This window comes from Salegentibacter echinorum (assembly GCF_900129445.1).
Lineage (GTDB): Bacteria > Bacteroidota > Bacteroidia > Flavobacteriales > Flavobacteriaceae > Salegentibacter > Salegentibacter echinorum.
The window spans coordinates 48,427-70,052 of sequence record NZ_FQVT01000008.1; the positions used below are offsets into that span (position 1 = coordinate 48,427).

Consider the following 21,626-nt stretch of genomic DNA (forward strand, 5'->3'; position numbering starts at 1 on the left):
TTAAATTTATTCTGAATTATCGCTTAAATAATTGATGTTCGCACTGGCCTGGTAATAATTTTTTACCGCTTCTATCAAATTCAGCTGAAAACTGAGCTGCAACTCCTGCACGTCCAGCACATCATTAAAATCTATGGTACCGGTTTCGTAATTTCGCATCAGGATTTCTTCAGCATCTTTTGCTTGCTGTAAGTTCAGCATTTGCGTCTGGTAGCTTATGCGTGCCTTTGTCCGGTTGCTCACCGCGGCTTCCAGGCGCGACACCAACTCGTTATGCCGGTTTTCCCGTTGTGCATTGAGCTCGCGTTGCTTCAGTTCGTTCTGCCGGGTAACCGATTTATATTTATTGCCGAAAATTGGGATTGTTATCGAAACCATGGGCATTAGTATATCTTTCCCGCTATCTGGGGCTTCCATCGCCGTTGCTTCCCCAACCGAAACGTAATCCACGCCAAAACCCATATCGGGCAATGCTTCTTTTCGGTTAAGTGTTTCAGCCTCCTCTACCGATTCATACAACTTATCAAAACGCAACAGTTCAGGGTGTATTTGTGGCACCTCTGGCAATTGTACCGGGTCTTCCTGTGGCACCGCCAGGGAGTCGAACACTTCTATCGTAGCACCACGTTCGGTATTGAGCAGGGTATTGAAAGCAGCTTGTTCAGCTTTAAATTCCTCATCAAAGTTTTCAAAACGTTCCTGCAACTGATTTTTCCGCATTTGAAGTCTAAGCACATCTACCGCTGAAGCCTGGTTCACCTCCAACGAAGTAAGCGCAAGCTGCTCATAAGCTTCTAGCAGGTCTATATTTTCTTCCAGGACGCGTTGTTTTGCCCTAATGGCATAAAGCCTGTAATAATTCTCGGCCACATTTAACAATAGTTGCCGTTGGACCGTGGCGATTTCCACATATTGTGCATCGGCAAGGCTGGAAGCATAATTTTTCCTTGCAGTAATGGTCCCAAACCACGGAATCATTTGTTGCACCGATAGTTTGTACTGCTGTGGTCCCGTACGGGTCTCCGGTTCGCTCAAAAAATAACCCGCACCAAATTGGGTTTCCGGCAGCATCCCCACTTCTTGCACCTTTTCCCTGGCCGTTTCATACCGCAGTTCAAATGCTTTTATCTCCGGGTTGTTCTCTAAAGCCTGGGTAAGGTAAGGCTGGAGCTGCTGGGCTGTTCCTATAAGAAAAAAGAATAGGGAAAAAAGAATAGAGAGCATTCCGTTTTTATTACTCAATTTAATTATTAAAAGATCTATCAGTTTCATGTTAAAAGTCTTTTTCTATTCTCTATTTTCAATTCTCCTATCATCATCCCCTCTCTTCAAGGTTTTTAAACCGGCCTCTTTTCTCCAACTAAACAACACCGGCACCACAAACAGGGTGATTAGCGCGATAGACATACCGCCAAAAGCAGGGATGGCCATCGGGATCATAATATCGCTACCACGCCCCGAGGAGGTAAGCACGGGCAGGAGTGCCAGGATGGTGGTCGCCGTAGTCATTAAGGCAGGACGAACACGTTTGGAGCCTGCTTCTATCACCGATTTACGGATATCTTCCCGTGTTTCGGGCTCGTTCCTATCGAAGGTTTGGGTTAGGTAGGTGCCCATTACCACACCGTCATCGGTGGCGATACCAAAGAGGGCGATAAAGCCTACCCATACGGCCACACTCAGGTTTATGGTTTTTATCTGAAACATATCCCGAAGGTTTTCACCAAAAAAGTCGAAATTCAGGAACCACCCTTGTCCGTAGAGCCAAATGAGGATAAACCCACCGGAAAATGCTACCAGGATTCCGCTGAAGATCATCAGCGATGTGGAAACCTTTTTAAACTGGAAATACAAAATCAAAAAGATGATCATTAATGCCAGTGGCACCACGACGCTCAGTGTCTTTTCGGCACGTATCTGGTTTTCGTAAGTTCCGGTAAATTTATAGCTAATGCCCTTTGGCACGCTAAGCTCCCCATTATCGATTTTATCCTGAATAAGGGCCTGGGCATTTTCCACGACTTCTACCTCAGCAAAACCATCCTGTTTATCAAAAAGCACATAGCCAATAAGGAAGGTATCTTCACTTTTTATCACCTGTGGCCCCTGCTCATAACGTATTTCTACCAATTCATCCAACGGCACCGGTGAGCCATCCTCTACCGGAACATAGATATTGCCCAGGTCTTCGGGGCTGTCCCGTAGTTCCCGCGGATAGCGTACACGCACCCCGTACCGCTCGCGTCCTTCAACCGTTTGACTTAGGCGTTTTCCGCCCACGGCAACCTCCAGAAGTTGCTGCACTTCTTCTATACTAATACCATAACGGGCAAGTCGGTCGCGTTGAATATCCAGCAGCAGATAGGGTTTTCCTACAATTCGGTCGGCAAAAACGGCTTCGTCTTTTACACCTTCCACTTCTTTTAGCAGTTCTTCCAGTTGAAGGCCAAAGTCTTCTATTTGTTGTAGGTTTTGTCCCTGTACTTTAATTCCCATAGGTGCGCGCATTCCGGTTTGAAGCATCACCAACCGCGTTTCGATAGGTTGCAGCTTTGGCGCCGAAGTTATCCCCGGCAGCCTGGTGGCCGCGGTAATCTCGTTCCAGATATCGTCTGGCGAGCTTATTTCAGGACGCCAGTTTCGGTAATATTCGCCGTCTTCATCTGGGATGAGTTGTTCGTTTTTTACACGGTGAAATTCTACTATTTTATCTTCGCCATAAGTACCGGCGGCATCTTCGTCCACCTCTAAACTTGGATTTATCGCCAGTTTTCCGTTTTTCAGCAAAAACAAACCATCTTCATTTACCCGGTAGCGCTGTCGCTCACCGTCTTCATTCAGCATATATTCAGATTTATACTGAATGACGTTTTCATACATGGAAAGCGGCGCGGGATCGAGAGCTGACTCTGTGCGGCCGGCTTTCCCTACCACGGTCTCGATTTCTGGAATCGCGGCCACGGCCATATCCAATTGCTGCAAGACCCGCTTGTTTTCTTCCACTCCGGCGTGGGGAAGTGAAGTGGGCATTAGTAGGAAGGAGCCTTCATCCAGCGAAGGCATAAATTCTTCGCCGGTATTCCGCATAATCATAAATCCGAGGATCACAAGGATTGTAGGTACCGATAAAAACAGTAGCTTATTGCCCAGGGCCCAGTTGAGGATACGGGTATAAAACCTTTGGAACAAGGCGAACACGCCCAGCAAGCCAAAAGCGATAATCCCTACCAAAATAAAGTTCCAAAAAATGCTATTCTCTGGCCCCAGCGGTCGCCAATATTCAGCTAAAAGCAGCACGATGGCGAAAGCCGAAATAGCAATATTGATAATATTTGATGTTTTGGGGGTAATTTTCTTTTTCAAGAGTAGCATTCCGGTTGCGCCAAAAGCGACCAAAACAATCCCGATGAAATAACCAAAAACAATAGCAGTAAGTCCTGCTATTACAAGAATAGCCTGTATCGTCCAACTCGCAGATGTACGCCGGGTACGTTTTTTAAAGAACGAAGCAGCAAATGGCGGAATAAGGAACAGTGCCACGATAAGCGAGGCTACCAGGGCCATGGTTTTGGTAAAAGCCAGCGGACGGAAAAGTTTTCCTTCTGCCCCCACCATGGTAAAGACGGGAAGGAAACTAATAATCGTGGTAAGCACTGCTGTCATAATTGCCCCAGACACCTCGGAGGTTGCATTGTAAACTATCTCGTTTGTGGTGAGCAGTTTCCGTTCTTTGTCCTGATCGAGATGGCGGATGATATTTTCAGATAAAATCACGCCTACGTCCACCATGGTCCCAATGGCAATAGCAATCCCGGAAAGCGCCACGATATTGGCATCGACGTTAAATATTTTCATCGAGACAAAAACCATCAAAACCGCAACCGGCAGCAAGCCGGAAATAAGAATAGAGGCCCGCAGGTTAAATACCATCACGATAATTACCAGCACGGTAATTAAAATTTCCAGGGTTAGGGCTTCGTTAAGCGTGCCCAGGGTTTCATGGATAAGTTGGGTACGGTCGTAAAAAGGTACAATGGTTACCTGCGATTCGCGGCCGTCTTCAAGGGTTTTGGTGGGCAGGCCGGGGCTAAGTTCATTTATTTTATCCTTTACATTATTAATCACGTTCAAAGGATTGGCACCATAACGGGCCACAACCACGCCGCCAACCACCTCGGCACCTTCTTTGTCCAAAATACCACGGCGAGTTTCCGGCCCCAGGTTTACTTTGGCGATGTCACCTATTTTAATGCTGGTAAAATCTTCTGAAGTTACCACGGCATTTTCAATATCTTCTATTTCCTGGACGTAGCCCAACCCACGTACCAGATATTCGGCCTGATTTATTTCCAGGGTTTGCGCGCCAATATCACGGTTGGTCTCTTTTACCGCCTTCACCACCTGTGCCAGGGAAATATTGTATTGGCGCATCAGTTCAGGATTGACGTCTATTTGATATTCCTGAACATAGCCACCTATGGAAGCCACCTCGGAAACCCCGCTGGCACCGGAAAGCCCATATTTCACATAATAATCCTGAATGCTGCGCAGTTCGTGCAAATCCCAGCCACCGGTAACATTACCATCTTTATCACGCCCTTCGAGAGTGTACCAGAAAATCTGTCCCAAACCGGTGGCATCGGGACCCAAGGCGGGGTTCACGCCTTCGGGCAGCAGGTTTGCCGGCAGGGAATTCAGTTTTTCCAAAATCCGGCTTCGGCTCCAGTAAAACTCGATATCTTCTTCAAAAATGATATAAATACTGGAAAAACCAAACATAGAGGAACTCCGGATAGTCTTCACGCCGGGAATACCCAATAACGAAGTAGTGAGCGGATAGGTAATTTGGTCTTCAATGTCCTGGGGAGATTTCCCTTCCCATTTAGTAAAAACAATTTGCTGGTTCTCACCAATATCGGGGATTGCATCTACCGCCACGGGATCGCGCGGAATTAATCCGGTTTCCCAATTAAAAGGTGCATTTACCACGCCCCAACCCACAAAAAGGACAAGGAGAATCACCGCCACGAGTTTATTCTCTATTAAGAATTTAATGCTTTTATTCAGCATGATTTTATGAATATCAAATTTTAGAATCAATTAAAAGCCCGGTTATGGAAACAGGGGCATTGCCAGATTTACGAGAAATCCGGTAAGTGTCTAACATTCGATAATCAAATAAGGAATACCTGGTCTACAAGCTGTATATCTTTGACCAGATGTGGAGGAGTATATTGTTTAAAAGGAATAATTTCCTTAGAAAAATCTTCAAAAATAAAAATATAAGAATAAGTAAAGCCGATGAGAAACTGCTGTTGGCTAAGGTCTAACGAATCAAATTGATGTTTTAATTCATCTTGCCCATCTACCACTACTTTTTCGTTGGTGCAACATTCACCATCGGTAGAAATTTCCATGCCGCAGGTATCTGCTGCAGAAAAAATGGCTTTATCTACTAAAAAACTTCCGCAAAAATGCTTATCAACCGCAAAAGAAAAGGTTGAAAACAGCACCAGGAGTGCTATTAAAACAGAGCCGCTATTTTGGAAAGCTTTTTTCATCGGTTACAAAAATAGCACTTTTTTATTTAGCGTCTTTTTTAGATTTTATGAAAAGCTTTCAAAATTATGGTTTTTTATTTCTGAAGCCGATAGTAATAAAATGAAGGCAGTAGAATTAAGATGAAAAGAGGATGAATCAAAAAGCGCCTTATATAAAATAAGGTCATCACGTTTTGCTGGCTTAAATTTATATAGAAAAAACAAAATGCAGCAAAACCCATAATGAAAAAAATACTAAATAATATTGCGGAAAATTTTATCATTGGATTACTTCGGAAAGCTATAAAAAGAATTCCTAAGGAGATTAGCGTATTCAACCAAAACCGAAGGCTCAGGAAAATGAGCAATTTTGATAAATTAATTTGCGGTAATTGCATTGATAAATGACCACCATAACGATAAAAATTTATCAAAGGATCGTAAAAAAGCTCATTTTCAAACAACCTCACCAAAATTAGCAGGATAACGAGACAAGCTATTCCAAGAAGTTTAGGAAGCTTTTTCAAGAGTTTTGTTTTTTAGCATAAATGCGAACCCAGGCGACCCAAAGTAAAAATACCGTCCCATAAATTATTAGGGGAAAGATAATACTGTGTAAAAAAACGGTGTGCTGTGGGAATTTATAAATTCCAATAGCGAGGACGGCGATCCTAATAATATTCATAGCATAAATTAAGACCAGTCCAGCTAAGATATACAATAAACTAAGTTTTAACCTTCCGAAGAAAGAGAGCACAAAAGAAGCAAAAAGTATCATGATACTTATAGCATTGCAACCTTCTATAATCCTGGCAAGATAAACCTGATTCACTATAAGTTTCATAGAAAGTTCTGCATGGTGTGGTAGAATTTGGGCATTGTAGCCAAAACCATCTACCAGGGCTTCACTTTGTTTTGCTACCAAATGAGTGATAGGATCTGGGTAATATTTTGAGTTTCTAAAAAATGATAAGTACAGGTTATAGCAAATACTAAGCACGAAATAGCTTCCCAGAAACATAAAGATGAAGCGTAGCACCGATTTATATTTAACAAAAAGCTTTAGCAAGTTTTAGAAAATGGTTTTTAACAAACTTATAGAAATAAGAATCGGCGGTTGCTATAAATTTTAAATACTTTTGTTTAAAATTTAAGTTATGCCACTTCAGAAATTAAAACCGGAAATTAAAAAAATCCTAACTAGCGAGGAATTATCTGTAGATCATAGATTATCGCAAGTATGTGAAATTCTAAAAGAAAATGTTCCATATTACGATTGGGTAGGTTTCTATTTTAAGAATGGTGATAAAGAGGAATTAAAACTGCGCTCATTTGCGGGAGAACCAACCGACCATACAATTATTCCCTTCGGAAAAGGGATTTGTGGCCAGGTAGCTGTTTCCAATGAAAATTTTGTAGTACCCGATGTAAAAGCCCAAACAAATTACATAGCCTGCAGCATTAATGTAAAAGCTGAAATTGTAGTACCGCTTTTTCTAAACGGCGAGAACATTGGCCAAATTGATATAGACTCTCACACCCCAGATCCTTTTTCTAAGGAAGATGAAGAATTTTTGGAATGGGTAAATGAGGAAGTAGCCGAGGGTTTAGAGGCCTAAAAAAGAGAAAAGAACAGAGAAGAAAGAACAAAGAGAAAAGAACAGTGATATAGCAGTTAGATAAAAGTCTCTATTCTAAAATCTATTTTCTATTTTCTAGAATTACATCCCAGTCCTAATCGCTTCAACGGGATCTAATTTTGAAGCTGAAATCGCGGGGATTATTCCTGAAATAAGTCCTATAATTCCCGAAACAGCGGTACCAATAAACATATTCCACGGTGAGAGTACAAAATCAAAATCGCCTGTAAATTGAGATGCAGCCTGGGCTACTAACCAAACAAGAGCCAAGCCCACGAGTCCGCCGATTATGGCCAGGATTATTGCTTCAAATAAAAATTGAAAGAGAATAAATTTATTTTTTGCGCCCAAAGATTTTTGAATCCCGATAAGGTTGGTACGTTCTTTTACACTCACAAACATGATATTGGCAATTCCAAAGCCACCAACCAACAGCGAAAAACCACTTATTATTAATCCAATAAGGTTAAGTTGACCTGTAATATTATCTATAAAATCGGCAAAGCCCTGCAATTGGTTCACAAAAAAATTGTTGATATCACCCGGTTTTATTCCGCGGTAATTTCGCAGGTATTGTTCCAGGACAGCGATATACTCTGCATTATCCACATCTTCTTCCGGTTTCAAAACCAATTGCGGAAAAACCCCCTGGTTGTTATCACCGTAAACCCTACGGGCCAGATTAGCAGGTAGAAACACCTGCCCGTCTTTAGAGTTTCCAAACAGACTGGAGCCTTGTTTTTCCAATACGCCAATCACCGTTAATTTTCTGCCGTAAATACGCACTTGTTTCCCCATAGCATCAAAACCATCAAACAAATTTTGAGCTATTTCATGACCCAGCACTATTACCGGGGAACCGCTCACCGATTCGGCCTCGTTAAAAAAGCGTCCTTCGGCCAGGTCTAAAGATTCAATGTCATAATATTCACTGGTCACTGCACCAACGCCAACCCCAGTGCTGGTAACATCCTGATATTTTATAGACTCATTGGGCACGCCAATACTATAACTAACAGCCTGTGTATTGGGGAGGTTTCTACTTAAATATTGATATTCGTCGTAACTAACATCGGGGAATTGTTGGCGTTTCCATTGCGGAACTTCGGTAGGACCAAAAGAAAACCGCATCACGATAATAGTGCTATTATCCAGGGCGCTCAAGCTGCCTTTAATTTCTTTCTCGAGCGAATCTACTGCAGCTAAAACGCCTATAATAGAAAAGATACCAATAGTTACCCCAAGTAAGGATAAAAATGTCCTTAACTTATTATTTTTTAACGCATTAATCGCGAAATTAAAACTCTCCTTAAGTACGCGTAAATATATTAGCATGGGCTAAACGGTCTAATTCCCTATTGTTTACCCATTAGACGCCGGTGTTTAATAAACGTTACACTTTAAATTCCTAAGTCTTGATTATATATTTACAAGGAAGAAAAGCTGCGCTTCAAGAGACAAGAGACAAGAGACATAACTTAACTTTTCTTCTAAAATAAGATTTCTCAATTAACATCTTTCCTGAATATTTTAAATATTGAGGAGAGTAATTTTGAAGTCGCTAAATCACCCCTAACAACGTAGGTTTGCATTTTTCAAATGTTAGGAATAAATTTATTCGCTGATATCCTTTAGCTTTAGTTGAATGGAAACATTACCATTCCACTCGTTTTCATCTAAAGAATAAACCGCCTTAAAAGTTTTCTTTTCTGAAATAGTTTCAAATTTAGGTCCCAATCCAAAGCCTATCATATCAAAAATTGGTTTTTTCCCTCTTTGTTTTACCTGGCATTTAAGGTGGGCATCTTCGGCGCCAACACATTTTCCAAAACCGGTATCGGTGAGTTTTTGTGTCATAAAAACCGGAGTCATATTACCCGGTCCAAAAGGTGCGAATTGCTTCAGGATCCTAAAAAATTTGGGTGTGATTTCATCTAAGTTAATTTCAGCATCAACAGAAATTTCTGGTGTTAGCAAGCGTCTATCTATAGTTTCAGCAACCACCGATTCAAATTTCGATTTAAAATTTTCATATTCTGAAGCCGCTAAAGTGAGGCCCGCCGCATATTTATGTCCGCCAAACTGCTCAATATGATCTTTGCAAGCTTCCAAAGCATTATAAACATCAAAACCTTTTACCGAACGCGCCGAAGCTGCAAGTTTATCTCCACTCTTGGTAAAAACCAAGGTAGGCCGGTAGTAAGTTTCGGTTAAACGAGAAGCGACAATTCCAATTACCCCCTTATGCCAATCTTCCTGATATACCACCGTGCTAAGCCGTTCCTGCTCTTTTAAAGTTTCAATTTGCGACAAAGCTTCTTTCGTAATCGCTTTATCGGTATCTTTCCTTTCAGCATTAAAATTTTCAATTTCTGCAGCAAATTTCATGGCGGTGGCCTCATCTTCTTCGGTCAATAAATTCACGGCATGCAAACCATGTTTCATCCTTCCGGCGGCATTAATGCGGGGCGCAATAATAAAAACCACATCGGTAATAGTGAGTTTTTCCTTTTTAATATGGGTTAGAATAGCTTTAAAACCCATTCTTGGTGCCACATTAATTACGTTCAATCCATGGTAGGCCAGAATCCTGTTTTCGCCGGTAATTGGCACGATATCGGCGCCAATGGCGGTAGCTACCAAGTCTAAATACGGCAATAACACCTCAAAAGTACCGCCCCTTTTTTTATTAAAAGCTTCAATTAATTTAAAACCAACCCCGCAACCACAGAGTTCTTTAAAAGGATATTCACAATCTTCACGTTTAGGATCTAATACGGCGACTGCTTTGGGAATTTCTGCACCGGGGCGATGGTGGTCGCAAATAATAAAATCTACGCCCTTCTTCTTCGCGTATGCCACTTTATCAACCGCTTTAATTCCGCAGTCTAACGCGATGATAAGTGAAATATCATTATCGGCAGCAAAATCGATCCCGCGATAAGACACTCCATAGCCTTCTGCATACCTATCTGGGATATAACTGGCGATATTTGGAGTAAGCGTTTTTAAATAAGAAGACATTAAAGCCACGCTGGTGGTGCCATCTACATCATAATCGCCATAGACCATAATATTTTCTCCTGTTGCGAGGGCGGTTTCAATTCGGGCGACTGCTTTATCCATATCTTTCATTAAAAATGGATCGTGCAGCTCGTTTAAATCTGGCCTAAAAAAGCTCTTGGCTTGTTCAAAAGTTTCAATTCCGCGTTGGGCAAGCAAGGTAGCAATAGAAGCTGAAACGCCAAGATCACTGCTTAATCTTGCTACGGTTTCAGGATTTGGTTTAGGTTTAAGTGTCCAGCGCATAGTGGTAACTTTAAAATGATAAATGTAAAAAGGGAAATGCTAATAAAATTAGAAATTATCGATTTAGGGAATATTCCGTAGATATTTATTTTTCTAATATTTCTGAAATATGCTTTTGCAGCCTGAGCACGGTAATTTCTTCAAACCAGGGATTCTTTTTTCGCCAAAATTGATTTACGGGCGAGGGATGCGGTAAACACCAAAACTCTGGCAAATGCTGCTCGTAATTTTCAACTTTTTGGGTTAAATTACTTTTTCCAGGCAGATAATAGGAAGCGGCATAAGCACCAATAAGAATCTTTAATTGTACATTTTTTAGTTCAGAAAAAACGGTTTTATGCCATAAAGGAGCACACTCCTTACGCGGCGGCGCATCGCCACTCTTCGCCTTGCCGGGATAACAAAACGCCATTGGCACTACCGCAAAATTATTGGGGTTATAAAAAGTTTCGTGATCTACTCCCAGCCATTCCCGCAATTTCATACCGCTTTGGTCGCTCCAGGGAATATGACTTTGGTGCACCACCCTACCCGGCGCCTGACTTATCAAAACTATTTTAGAATTTTTGTTGAAATCTACAATAGGGTTCGCACCCAAAGGCAGATGTTTTTCACAAAAAGTACAACTTCTTATTTCCTTAAGTAACCGTTGCATTAAGACTTACCTTTTACCACGATTACCAACTCCCCTTTAGGCGGTTTGTTGCTATAGTGCTGTAAAACTTCGGTTACAGTTCCGCGAATTGTTTCTTCGTGCAGTTTTGTAATTTCACGGGAAACCGAAACCTGCCTATCTTCTCCAAAATATTCTGAAAAATGTTGCAGCGTTTTCAATAATTTATGCGGGGACTCATAGAACACCATGGTTCTGGTTTCTTCGGCCAGTATTTTAAGACGGGTTTGCCTGCCTTTTTTTACCGGGAGAAAACCTTCAAAAACAAATTTATCATTAGGCAGCCCACTGTTTACTAAAGCCGGAACAAATGCGGTAGCCCCGGGGAGGCAATCTACTTCTATCCCCGCCTCTACACACGCCCTGGTCAATAAAAACCCTGGGTCTGAAATTGCGGGTGTCCCGGCATCGCTAATAAGCGCGATAGTTTCTCCGTTTTTAATACGCGACACCACTGCATCTACGGTTTTATGTTCGTTATGCATATGGTGACTTTGCATAGGCGTTGAAATCTCGAAGTGTTTTAGAAGCTTGCCACTATTCCTGGTATCTTCTGCCAGGATGTAATCTACTTCTTTAAGGACTTTCACCGCCCTAAAAGTCATATCGTCCAGATTTCCTATAGGCGTAGGCACCAGGAATAATTTTCCCATTTCTTCGGAAGCTTTTCTAACTAAATTTATTCTCTATTTTCTGCATAAATCGGGCTTCCTGCTCCTCTTTGCCTTCCCATTTATTATAATCTGGTTTTACGACCAATTGAATAAATTTCTCGGCTTCTTCCTGGGAACTAAAAGTGTTTAATTGCGATAACACCCTGTTATAGTCTGAAGCATCCCCACCAAATAAGTGTTTAATAAAAGAAAGTCGTTCATTTAATCCAATATTAATTCCCTTATTTAAGCGATCGTTTAAAGATCTGGGTTTTTGTCCCTTTTGCTTATTGTTAAGAGGTTCAAAATCTGGCAGGTTATCATAATCTACCCCAATACTTCTAAAATCATCCTTGGGTTTCTCGGGTTGTTTTGGCTGTTTGGGTTCTGCAGGTGGCATACTTTCAGGTTCTGGGGAAGGAGTTGGTTGCGGCGGTGACATTTGATTAAAAAGATCGTTCGCATACTCATTCTCAGCGGGCATATGGGCAACAATATCTTTAATTTTTTCGGTATTGGGTTCGGTTATTGCTTCTCCATCTTCTCTAAATTCAGTACCATCTGGCGCGTGTTCATCACTTTCTGGTTCAAGTGCAGGTTCCTTATGAGCTAATTCAGTTTTTTCTGATTCCGCAGGAGTTTCTGATAATTCCTCTACAGTTTCTGCGCGTTTCTCAATGGTTTCTTCTGCCGGTTTTTCAATTTTAGGACTTTCTATCGCTTGTGGAGCCATAAATGCCTGAAGGTTCTGCTCGGTAAAATTCAATATAGCCAGTTGCTCATATAAAGAAGCAGCTTTTACTTTTAAGGCGCGGGCATCTAAATTTTCCTGTTCAGAAATAATTTCTTCGGCAAGTTTTATCAATTCCTTCTTTAATTCAGTTTTCATTTTTACAATATTTTCAAAAGCAATTATTTGCAACCCAAAGGTTATTCATATTATTAATTTGGAAAGAAATAACTTATTAAAAGATAAACTACCACAAAAAATATGCCCGGGACGGTTTAATAACTTTAGCATTTCCCGGCCGGCAATGGTTTGTATTTTTAATAAATTTGTTCCACCTTTAACCAAAAGGGCTAATTCCCATTTCGACTTGAAAATTACAAAATGTTTCTCGAAAATACAGTAAATCACGAAGAGCAATTTGGCTGGATTGAGGTTATTTGTGGTAGTATGTTCTCTGGCAAGACAGAAGAACTTATTCGCAGGTTAAAACGCGCGCAATTCGCCAGGCAAAATGTAGAGATTTTTAAACCAGCCATAGACATACGCTATGATGAAGAGTTGGTGGTTTCTCATGATTATAATGAAATAAGATCTACCCCGGTGCCCTCGGCCTCCAATATTAGACTTCTCGCCGATTCTTGCGATGTAATTGGCATAGATGAAGCCCAGTTTTTTGATGATGAAATTGTTACGGTATGCAACGACCTGGCCAATCGCGGTATAAGGGTAATTGTTGCGGGGCTGGACATGGATTTTAAAGGTAATCCTTTTGGGCCCATGCCTTATCTTATGGCGACGGCCGAATATGTAACCAAAGTACACGCCGTTTGTACAAGAACCGGAAACCTGGCACAGTACAGTTTTAGAAAAGCGGTAAATGATGAACTTGTTTTGCTTGGTGAAACCGAGGAATATGAGCCTCTTAGCAGGGCAGCATATTATAAAGCTATGCAGGAACAAAAAACAAGGAAAATTGACATTGAAGAAGGTATGCAGGAAGTGAAGAACCCATTAAATAAGAAAGATGCCTAAAGCAGAGGAAAGCGTTTTGGAAATAGACCTAAACGCCTTAGCCCATAATTTTAAAACTATTAAATCCCAACTTACACCGGGCGTTAAGTTTATGTCGGTGATTAAAGCTTATGCCTACGGAAATGATTCTGTAGCGATTGCCCAAAAGTTGGAGGAGCTGGGCACAGATTATTTTGCGGTTGCTTATACCGAAGAAGGCATTAGGCTACGAAAAGCCGGAATAACCAGCCCTATTTTAATTTTACATTCTCAGCCAGTTAATTTTCCTAAAATTATTGAGCACTGTCTGGAACCCAATTTATACAGTGCCAGGACGCTTGAGCTGTTTATAAGAATTGCTGAAAAACAAAAGCAGAAAGATTATCCAGTGCATATAAAATTTAATACCGGGATGAACCGACTGGGTTTTACCGAAGTTAATTACTATAATATTCCCGAAAAAATAAAAAAAACAAGTGCGATAAAGATTGTTTCGGCATTTTCTCATTTAGCGGCGAGCGAAAACTGGAGGGAAAGAGAGTTCACACTTTCTCAAATTCATAATTTTAGTAATCTCGCCACCCAGTTAGTTAAAGATATCGATTATGAACCCTTATTGCATATTTGCAATACCTCGGCAATTTTTAATTATCCCAAAGCGGGATTTTCCATGGTGCGCAGCGGACTCGGCCTTTATGGATTTGCCAATGACCCCAAGCTCAACGCCAGGCTAAAACCGGTAGGCACACTAAAAACTGTAATTTCTCAAATTCAGGAATTAGAAAAAGGAGATACCGTAGGTTATGGCAGGGCATTTAAAGTGAAAGGCCCCACCCGCACCGCTACTGTTCCCCTGGGTCATGCCGATGGTATTAAACGTATTTACGGTCACGGAAAAGCCGGTTTTTTTGTAAACGGCAAATATGCGCCAATTGTTGGTAAGGTTTGTATGGATATAATAATGATAGATGTCACCCAAATTGATTGTAAAGAAGGAGATGAAGTGATTGTTTTTGGCGGCCCGCAACACGCGACCAGGTTTGCAGCAGCCGGCGGCACCATTCCTTACGAGCTCATTACCGGAATTTCCCAGCGGGTAACCCGAAAAATTATCAATTAACTTTTGAAAGATTACAGGATTTTGGTAATTTCAATTTTTCGACTCAAATAGAAACATAATACGAGCACCGCTATACTGCTCATTTTTATACAAATCGTAATTTAACCAAACCCCACGGGAAACTGTGGGGTCTTTTTTTAACTAATAATACGATTTCGTTTAAAATTGATAATTCTTCCCAATTTGAGCTACTGATTATAGGGAAGTTAACCGAAGTATGATAAATTTGTGCTCAATACTCTTAGACCTCACAGGTTTCAAAAACCTGTGAGGTCTTTGTGAGATTTAATTACAAAAAGACAAGACCAAAATTATGAAAATAGCAGTAGTGGGCGCAACCGGCATGGTTGGCCAAATAATGTTAAAAGTATTAGCTGAAAGAGATTTCCCAATAACAGACTTATACCCGGTGGCTTCAGAACGATCTGTTGGGAAGAAAATGGAATTTAAAGGAAAGGAATATGAAGTGATAGGCCTGCAAACTGCAGTAGCGCTTAAACCAGATATCGCCTTGTTTTCTGCCGGCGGGGAAACTTCCCTGGAATGGGCACCAAAGTTTGCTGAAAACGGCACCACCGTAATCGATAATTCTTCAGCCTGGAGAATGGACGAGACTAAAAAACTGGTAATCCCCGAGATTAATGCTTCAAATTTAACCAAAGAGGATAAAATTATTGCCAACCCAAACTGCTCTACTATTCAGTTATTGATGGCGCTAAAACCTCTGCATGATAAATTCAAAATTAAAAGAGTGGTGGTTTCTACCTACCAATCAATCACCGGAACGGGAGTAAAAGCGGTAGAACAATTGGAAAATGAATTTAATGGTGAAAAAGGCGAAATGGCCTATCCCTATCCCATTCATAAAAACGCCCTACCCCACTGCGACGTGTTTCAGGATAACGGCTATACCAAAGAAGAAATGAAACTCACCAATGAAACCAAAAAAATCCTGGGAGATGATTCGGTATTATTAAGTGCGACTGCAATTAGGATTCCTGTAGTTGGCGGACATTCGGAAGCAGTTAATGTAGAGTTTGAAAATGACTTTGATGAAGCTGAAATCAGAAAAATTTTAAGTCAGTTTCCGGGTATTACCGTTCAGGATAATCCTGAAACAAACACCTATCCCATGCCTATTTATGCCGAAGGGAAAGACGATGTTTTTGTAGGACGCATTAGAAGGGATTACTCCCAACCTAACACTTTAAATATGTGGGTTGTGGCCGATAACCTTAGAAAAGGCGCCGCTACAAATACGGTTCAAATTGCGGAATACCTGATTGAAAATAAATTAGTTTAGCTGTAAATTTGCTGAAGAATAGGAATATAAATGTTTATGCTGAAGGGTTTGTGGCTTTCGTAGAAATACTTTGGTTTGTTATTGCGAAAGCCACTAAAAAATTAAAAACGACAACATAGACTTAATGAATTTAGGTTGAAACGGTAAAAAAGTTGTCACAAAGTATTTAGAATTTTAGTAATTTTTAGGTTTGAAAAAACTGATCTTAATTGATTAAATTCACCTAAATTCTATCACACCTCAACCCTTCCGACTTCTTCCGCTATCGCAAAAAAAGCCACCTTCCCTTCGAAGGGAAGGAGCGCTTTCAATTCAATTAACTAACCAGATAAGCCTGCTCCCTACTTTTTTTTGCTCAAAAAACAGAAAAACTTTAGCTTATTTTCTATCAATTGAAAATACAACCAAAAGCTGTAACTTAGAGCGCTGTTTTTATACTAATGTCTTGTATAAAACTGGCACTTTAAGCTAATCGAACGCTAAATTTTAATTTTGATGAAAAAACTAATCCCGGGAATTCTTGCATTTGGTCTTTTGGCTTCCTGCAACGACTCTAAAAAAGAAGATGAATTGACACTTAATTACCCCGAAACCAAAAAAGTAGATACCGTAACCGATTATTTTGGCACTAAAGTAAAAGATCCCTATCGCTGGCTGGAAGATGACCGCAGCAAAGAAACAGAAGCTTGGGTAAAGGCACAAAACGAAGTTACTTTCGGTTATTTAAATGATATTCCTTATAAAAGAGACCTGGAAAACAGGCTTTCTGAAATATGGAATTATGAAAAAATAAGTGCACCATTTAAAGAAGGTGATTATACCTATTTCTACAAAAATGACGGATTGCAAAACCAATATGTGGTTTATAGAAAGAAAAATGAAGAAGCTGAAGCTGAAGTTTTTCTCAACCCAAATAAGTTTAGCGAGGACGGCACTACCTCTATGGCCAGCTTAAGTTTTTCCAAAGATGGAAGTAAAGCAGCTTATGCTATTTCGGAAGGGGGAAGTGACTGGAGAAAAGTTATTGTTATAGATGCTAAAAACCAGGAGCGCGTGGAAGACACCCTTCAGAATATAAAGTTTAGCGGAATCTCCTGGAAAGGTAACGAAGGTTTTTACTATTCCAGTTATGAAAAACCAGAGGGCAGTGAACTTTCAGCAAAAACAGATCAGCATCGATTATTTTATCATAAACTCGGTACGGCTCAAAGCGAGGACAAAGTGATTTTTGGAGATTCTGAGGCACAAAAGCATCGTTATGTAGGCGGCAGTGTTTCAGAAGATGACCGGTTTTTGTTTATTTCAGCCAGAAATTCAACTTCCGGAGGAAAATTATTTATGATGGATCTTTCCAAAAACAATCCGGAGTTAGTGACTATTTTAGATCACGAAGATTCCGACACTTATGTGATAGAGAACGAAGGCAGCAAACTTTTTATCGTGACCAATATGGATGCCCCTAATAAAAAACTGGTGGCTGTAGATGCTGCCAATCCGCAGCCTGAGAACTGGGAAGAATTTATTCCTGAAACCGAGAACGTACTTTCGCCTGCAACAGGCGGCGGTTATTTCTTTGCCAACTATATGGTAGATGCAGTTTCTAAAGTAAAGCAATATGATTACAATGGGGAATTAGTGCGGGAAGTGGAGCTTCCGGGTATTGGTTCGGCCGGTGGCTTTGGTACAAAAAAGGAAAATGATGAACTGTATTATTCCTTTACCAATTACGTGACCCCGGGCACCATCTATAAATATGATATTGAAGAAGGAACCTCTGAAGTTTATAACAAACCCAATATCAAATTCAACCCAGAAGATTACGAAAGCAAGCAGGTATTTTACACCTCTAAGGATGGCACTAAAATCCCGATGATCATCACGCACAAAAAAGGCCTGGAACTGAACGGGAAAAATCCTACTATGCTTTATGGATATGGAGGCTTCAATATTAGTTTAACACCCTCCTTTAACACGGCCAACGCTGTTTGGATGGAACAGGGCGGAGTTTATGCGGTTCCCAATCTTCGTGGCGGCGGAGAGTACGGAAAAGAATGGCACGATGCCGGCATTAAATTGAAAAAACAAAATGTGTTCGACGATTTTATCGCTGCAGCCAAATATCTTATTTCTGAAAATTACACCTCCAGCGATTACCTTGCTATTCGCGGTGGGTCTAACGGCGGACTTTTAGTTGGAGCAACCATGACGCAACGACCAGACCTTATAAAAGTTGCGCTACCCGCAGTGGGCGTAATGGATATGTTGCGTTACCATACTTTCACTGCCGGTGCAGGCTGGGCTTACGATTATGGTACAGCAGAAGACAACAAAGAAATGTTTAATTACCTATACAACTATTCTCCTGTGCATAATGTAGAAGAAGGCACAGAATATCCCGCGACTTTAATAACTACGGGAGATCACGACGATAGGGTGGTACCGGCTCACTCTTTTAAATTTGCTGCCGAATTACAGGAAAAACAAGCCGGGAACGAACCAGTTTTAATCAGGATTGAGACTAAAGCGGGTCATGGTGCCGGGAAACCCACCAGTATGATCATCGAAGAATATGCCGATATTTTTGGGTTCACCCTGTATAATATGGGCTTTGAATCTTTACCAAATTCAAACCAGAAAAATAAAGAAAGTTAATTTTATTGTTCCAATAATTGAACTATTTCAATCCTCACTGGTTTTTCAAAACTTGTGAGGATTTTTTTTGTTGAATTTATGTCCACTCCGCTGGAGCTTATGGATCACCCCTTCGTTATGACTATAAATATTCCGCTCCTATGAGAGCTCAGAGAGATATGTGGTTCGTTTAGTGGTCTTCGTTCAAAATACATTTAAAATCGCATTTCACATTAGCACTAATTAGTCTGGTAATTTGATAAAGTAATAATTTCAATAAACTACCCTGGGATAAAAGGTATTGTATAGGAAAATCATTTAAATTGAGGTAAAACTAGAGCATTTTAAACTCCAGTATCAAGTAAAAGCGACATTAAAAATTACGTAACAAATTTCAGGTTAAATCCAGATTATTTACAATTAAGAACTAAAGCGATTAAGTTCAACCAAAACTTTTTATCAAGAATGAATTTCTCTAATACGGCTAGAAAATCTTATCTTCGTAATCTATGCTTAAACTCAAAAACGTTTCATTTGCTTACGCCGAGGAACCCATTCTAAAAAACATCAGTTTTAAGTTAGACAAAGGCGAACTCCTTTCTGTCATTGGGGAAAGCGGCTGCGGAAAAAGCACTTTACTTAAACTTATTTACGGCTTGCTCCATACCGATGGAAATATTTACTGGGATGAGAAAGAACTTTTAGGACCAAACTTCAACCTGGTGCCAGGAGAGGATTTTATAAAATATTTGGCTCAGGATTTTGATTTGATGCTGCCATTAAGCGTGGCCGATAATATTGGAAAATACCTGAGCAATCAATTTCCGCAGCAAAAGAAAAATCGGATTAAAGAACTTTTGGAGGTTGTAGAGATGACTGATCTCGCAGATAAAAAAGCGAAACTACTAAGCGGTGGACAGCAGCAACGGGTTGCCCTGGCGAGAGCGCTGGCGAAAAAACCTGAACTTTTGCTCCTGGACGAGCCTTTTAGCCATATAGACCACTTTAGAAAAAACAATTTACGCAGAAAAGTCTTTGCCTATCTTAAAGAACAAAATATCGCCTGTATTGTAGCCACCCACGATAGCACCGATGCGCTTTCTTTTGCCGACAAAACCATAGTGCTTAAAAATGCCAAAATCTATGCAACAGGGCATCCGGAAGATTTGTATAAAAATCCGCCTAACAAATATGTGGCTTCTCTTTTTGGCGACGTAAATGAACTTAGTCTGCAGGATTTAAAACCGGAGGAAAAAAGTAGAAAAAAAGTAATTCTCTATCCTCAAGAAATACGCCTAAGCAATAGAAAAGGTATTAAGGTAGAAGTAAAAGAATCGTGGTTTAACGGGGCAAACTGGCTTATAAGTACCATGTTAAAAAATAAAACCATCTATTTTTATCACGACGCTTCTCTAATAGCGGGAAAGATGGTGAACCTAAAAGTTTCAGATGAATTAATTGCTTCCAGGCTTAAATAAATATACCTGAATAAACTGCTACCCGAAAGTTAACAATAGCCACAAAGACTCCAAAACTCCAAGAAACACTAAGAGCATCTTGGTGCATCTTGGTGATTTTCTGTCTTAGTGGCAAAAATTTAGAATCGAAGCTTACTATCAGTTTCCATCAATTCTTGATTCTTTGCTCCTTGTTCTTTTTTCTATTATTCGTGCATTCGTGGCAACTTTTCTTATGATATAATGAACATTAAAATATCTCAAGGATCTCAGTCTTTTTCCCGTTAAAGATAATCTCTTCCCCTACTTTTTTCTTTAACAGCAATTGCGCGATTGGGGAATTGGCGCCTATGGCGAAATAGGTGTTATTATCAACCTGCAGCTGCCCCGCAGGAATACTTATCAAATAATTTGCAGTAGTTGTGCGTACCGCTGCGCCCAATTGAACAACGTTTTTGGCAGAAGATCTCCGTGACATTTCTAAAGTATTCTCCAGGTTTTTAAATTCCTGTAATTGCCTGGATAATTTATTCCACTCCAAATTGATCATCTCCCTGCCCGTTTCATATTTATCTCCCGCGCTACTCTTGGTTTCATTCTCCAGATCGTTTTCTAGGTCCTGCATTGCCAATCTAATACGATTTATTCGTTTTTCGAGATAAGCTTTACAAGCTTTAAAAAGTTTTTCTTTGGTTGAAAGCATAAATTAATTTTGTTAAACCTTAGACCTCACAGGTCTTCGAGACCTGTGAGGTCCGGACTATTCTAAGTTAAACGCTCCATAATTCTGCATTTGGCCCATAATCCAATTCTTACGCTGTTGGATATAATTGCTTGCGGGGTTTGCTTTATACTTTCGTGGATTAGGTAAAATAGCAGCAATTGCAGCAGCTTCAGCAATAGAAAGATTTTCTGCCGATTTATGAAACCAATATTGTGCGGCAGCTTCGGCACCGTAAACTCCGCTGCCCATTTCTATACTGTTTAGATAAACTTCTAAAATTCGTTCTTTGCTCCAAAAAGTTTCAATTAAAAAGGTGAAATATGTTTCCAGGCCTTTTCGAAGCCAGGTGCGGCCCGGCCATAAAAACACATTTTTTGCAGTTTGTTGAGAGATAGTGCTCGCCCCTCTTATTCTCTTCCCCTGCCTGTTACCTTCTATGGCTTTTTCAATTGCTTCAAAATCGAAACCATTATGTGTAGCAAAATTCTGGTCTTCACTGGCGATTACCGCAAGTTGCAAATGCCGGGAGATTTTCTCTTTTGCCACCCAATTATGGTTAATTTCCTCCTCAGGCTTTTCAAAGTACCGAATGGCCATAAGCGGGGTAAACGGTACCGGTACCCATTTGAAGAGCAGAACTAAAAACAACGAAAATAGGATAAACAACCCCATTAGCTTTGCCAGGAATTTAAAGAGTCTTTTTATCATTTAAATTTAGAAATATCTTAAATACTGATCCTCTTAACACATGAATTGATTCAAAAATATGAATAAATTTCTCAAAATATCGATTCCGTAATTCTTTAAACCAAACCTCCATTTGATTGCTTTTACT

General features: G+C 40.4%; 18 protein-coding genes. 6 read left to right on the forward strand and 12 right to left on the reverse strand.

Annotation, left to right across the window (positions count from 1 at the left end; all coding sequences use genetic code 11):
- Positions 1–6: 6 nt before the first annotated feature.
- The 5 genes from BUA71_RS12185 to xrtF all read right to left on the reverse strand — a co-directional run bounded on the left by BUA71_RS12185 (position 7) and on the right by xrtF (position 6,609).
- Positions 7–1,272: a TolC family protein gene (locus tag BUA71_RS12185; protein ID WP_394333534.1), complete on the reverse strand. Its 1,266-nt coding sequence runs from the start codon at positions 1,270–1,272 to the stop codon at positions 7–9.
- A gap of 15 nt (positions 1,273–1,287) precedes the next feature.
- Entirely contained in the window at positions 1,288–5,070 is a 3,783-nt protein-coding gene (locus BUA71_RS12190; protein WP_072880165.1) for an efflux RND transporter permease subunit, read from the reverse strand.
- Between the two features lie 104 nt (positions 5,071–5,174).
- Positions 5,175–5,561 (reverse strand): HYC_CC_PP family protein, encoded by a 387-nt coding sequence (locus BUA71_RS12195; protein WP_072880167.1) that lies wholly within the window; start codon positions 5,559–5,561, stop codon positions 5,175–5,177.
- Between the two features lie 74 nt (positions 5,562–5,635).
- Positions 5,636–6,067, reverse strand: coding sequence for an exosortase F system-associated membrane protein (locus BUA71_RS18015; RefSeq protein ID WP_072880169.1), 432 nt, complete (start codon positions 6,065–6,067; stop codon positions 5,636–5,638).
- The gene (gene xrtF / locus BUA71_RS12205; protein ID WP_072880172.1) at positions 6,064–6,609 is read right to left on the reverse strand and encodes an exosortase family protein XrtF; all 546 of its coding nucleotides are present in this window, start codon (positions 6,607–6,609) and stop codon (positions 6,064–6,066) included. Before xrtF ends, BUA71_RS18015 begins: the two co-directional genes overlap by 4 nt.
- A gap of 88 nt (positions 6,610–6,697) precedes the next feature.
- Here xrtF and BUA71_RS12210 point away from each other — a divergent pair, with 88 nt between their 5' ends.
- A complete protein-coding gene (locus tag BUA71_RS12210) occupies positions 6,698–7,159 on the forward strand; it encodes a GAF domain-containing protein (RefSeq protein ID WP_072880174.1) in 462 nt (153 codons plus the stop codon).
- Positions 7,160–7,261: 102 nt separating this feature from the next.
- Here the strand turns inward: BUA71_RS12210 and BUA71_RS12215 are convergent, their stop codons facing one another.
- The 5 genes from BUA71_RS12215 to BUA71_RS12235 form a co-directional block, all read right to left on the reverse strand.
- Positions 7,262–8,515: an ABC transporter permease gene (locus BUA71_RS12215; RefSeq protein ID WP_072880176.1), complete on the reverse strand. Its 1,254-nt coding sequence runs from the start codon at positions 8,513–8,515 to the stop codon at positions 7,262–7,264.
- Positions 8,516–8,794: 279 nt separating this feature from the next.
- Positions 8,795–10,489: a single-stranded-DNA-specific exonuclease RecJ gene (gene recJ, locus BUA71_RS12220; protein WP_072880178.1), complete on the reverse strand. Its 1,695-nt coding sequence runs from the start codon at positions 10,487–10,489 to the stop codon at positions 8,795–8,797.
- A gap of 85 nt (positions 10,490–10,574) precedes the next feature.
- Entirely contained in the window at positions 10,575–11,144 is a 570-nt protein-coding gene (locus tag BUA71_RS12225) for a uracil-DNA glycosylase family protein (protein WP_072880180.1), read from the reverse strand.
- A complete protein-coding gene (gene rsmI, locus BUA71_RS12230) occupies positions 11,144–11,815 on the reverse strand; it encodes a 16S rRNA (cytidine(1402)-2'-O)-methyltransferase (RefSeq protein ID WP_072880182.1) in 672 nt (223 codons plus the stop codon). The genes BUA71_RS12225 and rsmI overlap by 1 nt, the downstream gene beginning before the upstream one ends.
- A gap of 16 nt (positions 11,816–11,831) precedes the next feature.
- Positions 11,832–12,704: a hypothetical protein gene (locus tag BUA71_RS12235; protein ID WP_072880184.1), complete on the reverse strand. Its 873-nt coding sequence runs from the start codon at positions 12,702–12,704 to the stop codon at positions 11,832–11,834.
- 222 nt (positions 12,705–12,926) lie between these two features.
- On the opposite strand from BUA71_RS12235, the gene BUA71_RS12240 reads away from it, so the two are divergent.
- The 5 genes from BUA71_RS12240 (at position 12,927) to BUA71_RS12260 (ending at position 20,088) form a co-directional block, all read left to right on the forward strand.
- On the forward strand, positions 12,927–13,577 hold the full coding sequence (locus BUA71_RS12240) for a thymidine kinase (protein WP_072880186.1): 651 nt from the start codon (positions 12,927–12,929) through the stop codon (positions 13,575–13,577).
- Complete coding sequence (gene alr, locus BUA71_RS12245) at positions 13,570–14,676, forward strand: alanine racemase (protein WP_072880188.1); 1,107 nt, start codon at positions 13,570–13,572, stop codon at positions 14,674–14,676. Before BUA71_RS12240 ends, alr begins: the two co-directional genes overlap by 8 nt.
- Before the next feature lie 313 nt (positions 14,677–14,989).
- On the forward strand, positions 14,990–15,979 hold the full coding sequence (locus tag BUA71_RS12250; RefSeq protein WP_072880190.1) for an aspartate-semialdehyde dehydrogenase: 990 nt from the start codon (positions 14,990–14,992) through the stop codon (positions 15,977–15,979).
- A 495-nt stretch (positions 15,980–16,474) separates the two neighbouring features.
- Positions 16,475–18,631: a prolyl oligopeptidase family serine peptidase gene (locus BUA71_RS12255; protein WP_072880192.1), complete on the forward strand. Its 2,157-nt coding sequence runs from the start codon at positions 16,475–16,477 to the stop codon at positions 18,629–18,631.
- A 488-nt stretch (positions 18,632–19,119) separates the two neighbouring features.
- Entirely contained in the window at positions 19,120–20,088 is a 969-nt protein-coding gene (locus tag BUA71_RS12260; RefSeq protein WP_072880193.1) for an ABC transporter ATP-binding protein, read from the forward strand.
- 229 nt (positions 20,089–20,317) lie between these two features.
- On the opposite strand, the gene BUA71_RS12265 is transcribed toward BUA71_RS12260, so the two are convergent.
- Together BUA71_RS12265 and mtgA are read right to left on the reverse strand one after the other, a co-directional pair.
- Positions 20,318–20,770, reverse strand: a complete 453-nt coding sequence (locus BUA71_RS12265) for a transcription elongation factor (RefSeq protein ID WP_072880194.1) — start codon at positions 20,768–20,770, stop codon at positions 20,318–20,320.
- A 57-nt stretch (positions 20,771–20,827) separates the two neighbouring features.
- The gene (mtgA, locus tag BUA71_RS12270; RefSeq protein ID WP_072880195.1) at positions 20,828–21,499 is read right to left on the reverse strand and encodes a monofunctional biosynthetic peptidoglycan transglycosylase; all 672 of its coding nucleotides are present in this window, start codon (positions 21,497–21,499) and stop codon (positions 20,828–20,830) included.
- Positions 21,500–21,626 lie beyond the last annotated feature (127 nt).

Coding starts and splice junctions, on each gene's coding strand:
- BUA71_RS12225 (WP_072880180.1), bottom strand. CDS start 11,144: ATGCAACGGTTACTTAAGGAAATAAGAAGTTGTACTTTTTGTGAAAAA.
- BUA71_RS12240 (WP_072880186.1), top strand. CDS start 12,927: ATGTTTCTCGAAAATACAGTAAATCACGAAGAGCAATTTGGCTGGATT.
- BUA71_RS12255 (WP_072880192.1), top strand. CDS start 16,475: ATGAAAAAACTAATCCCGGGAATTCTTGCATTTGGTCTTTTGGCTTCC.
- recJ (WP_072880178.1), bottom strand. CDS start 10,489: ATGCGCTGGACACTTAAACCTAAACCAAATCCTGAAACCGTAGCAAGA.
- BUA71_RS12190 (WP_072880165.1), bottom strand. CDS start 5,070: ATGCTGAATAAAAGCATTAAATTCTTAATAGAGAATAAACTCGTGGCG.
- BUA71_RS12265 (WP_072880194.1), bottom strand. CDS start 20,770: ATGCTTTCAACCAAAGAAAAACTTTTTAAAGCTTGTAAAGCTTATCTC.
- BUA71_RS12250 (WP_072880190.1), top strand. CDS start 14,990: ATGAAAATAGCAGTAGTGGGCGCAACCGGCATGGTTGGCCAAATAATG.
- BUA71_RS12215 (WP_072880176.1), bottom strand. CDS start 8,515: ATGCTAATATATTTACGCGTACTTAAGGAGAGTTTTAATTTCGCGATT.
- BUA71_RS12195 (WP_072880167.1), bottom strand. CDS start 5,561: ATGAAAAAAGCTTTCCAAAATAGCGGCTCTGTTTTAATAGCACTCCTG.
- alr (WP_072880188.1), top strand. CDS start 13,570: ATGCCTAAAGCAGAGGAAAGCGTTTTGGAAATAGACCTAAACGCCTTA.
- BUA71_RS12185 (WP_394333534.1), bottom strand. CDS start 1,272: ATGAAACTGATAGATCTTTTAATAATTAAATTGAGTAATAAAAACGGA.
- BUA71_RS12210 (WP_072880174.1), top strand. CDS start 6,698: ATGCCACTTCAGAAATTAAAACCGGAAATTAAAAAAATCCTAACTAGC.
- mtgA (WP_072880195.1), bottom strand. CDS start 21,499: ATGATAAAAAGACTCTTTAAATTCCTGGCAAAGCTAATGGGGTTGTTT.
- BUA71_RS12235 (WP_072880184.1), bottom strand. CDS start 12,704: ATGAAAACTGAATTAAAGAAGGAATTGATAAAACTTGCCGAAGAAATT.
- BUA71_RS12260 (WP_072880193.1), top strand. CDS start 19,120: ATGCTTAAACTCAAAAACGTTTCATTTGCTTACGCCGAGGAACCCATT.
- rsmI (WP_072880182.1), bottom strand. CDS start 11,815: ATGGGAAAATTATTCCTGGTGCCTACGCCTATAGGAAATCTGGACGAT.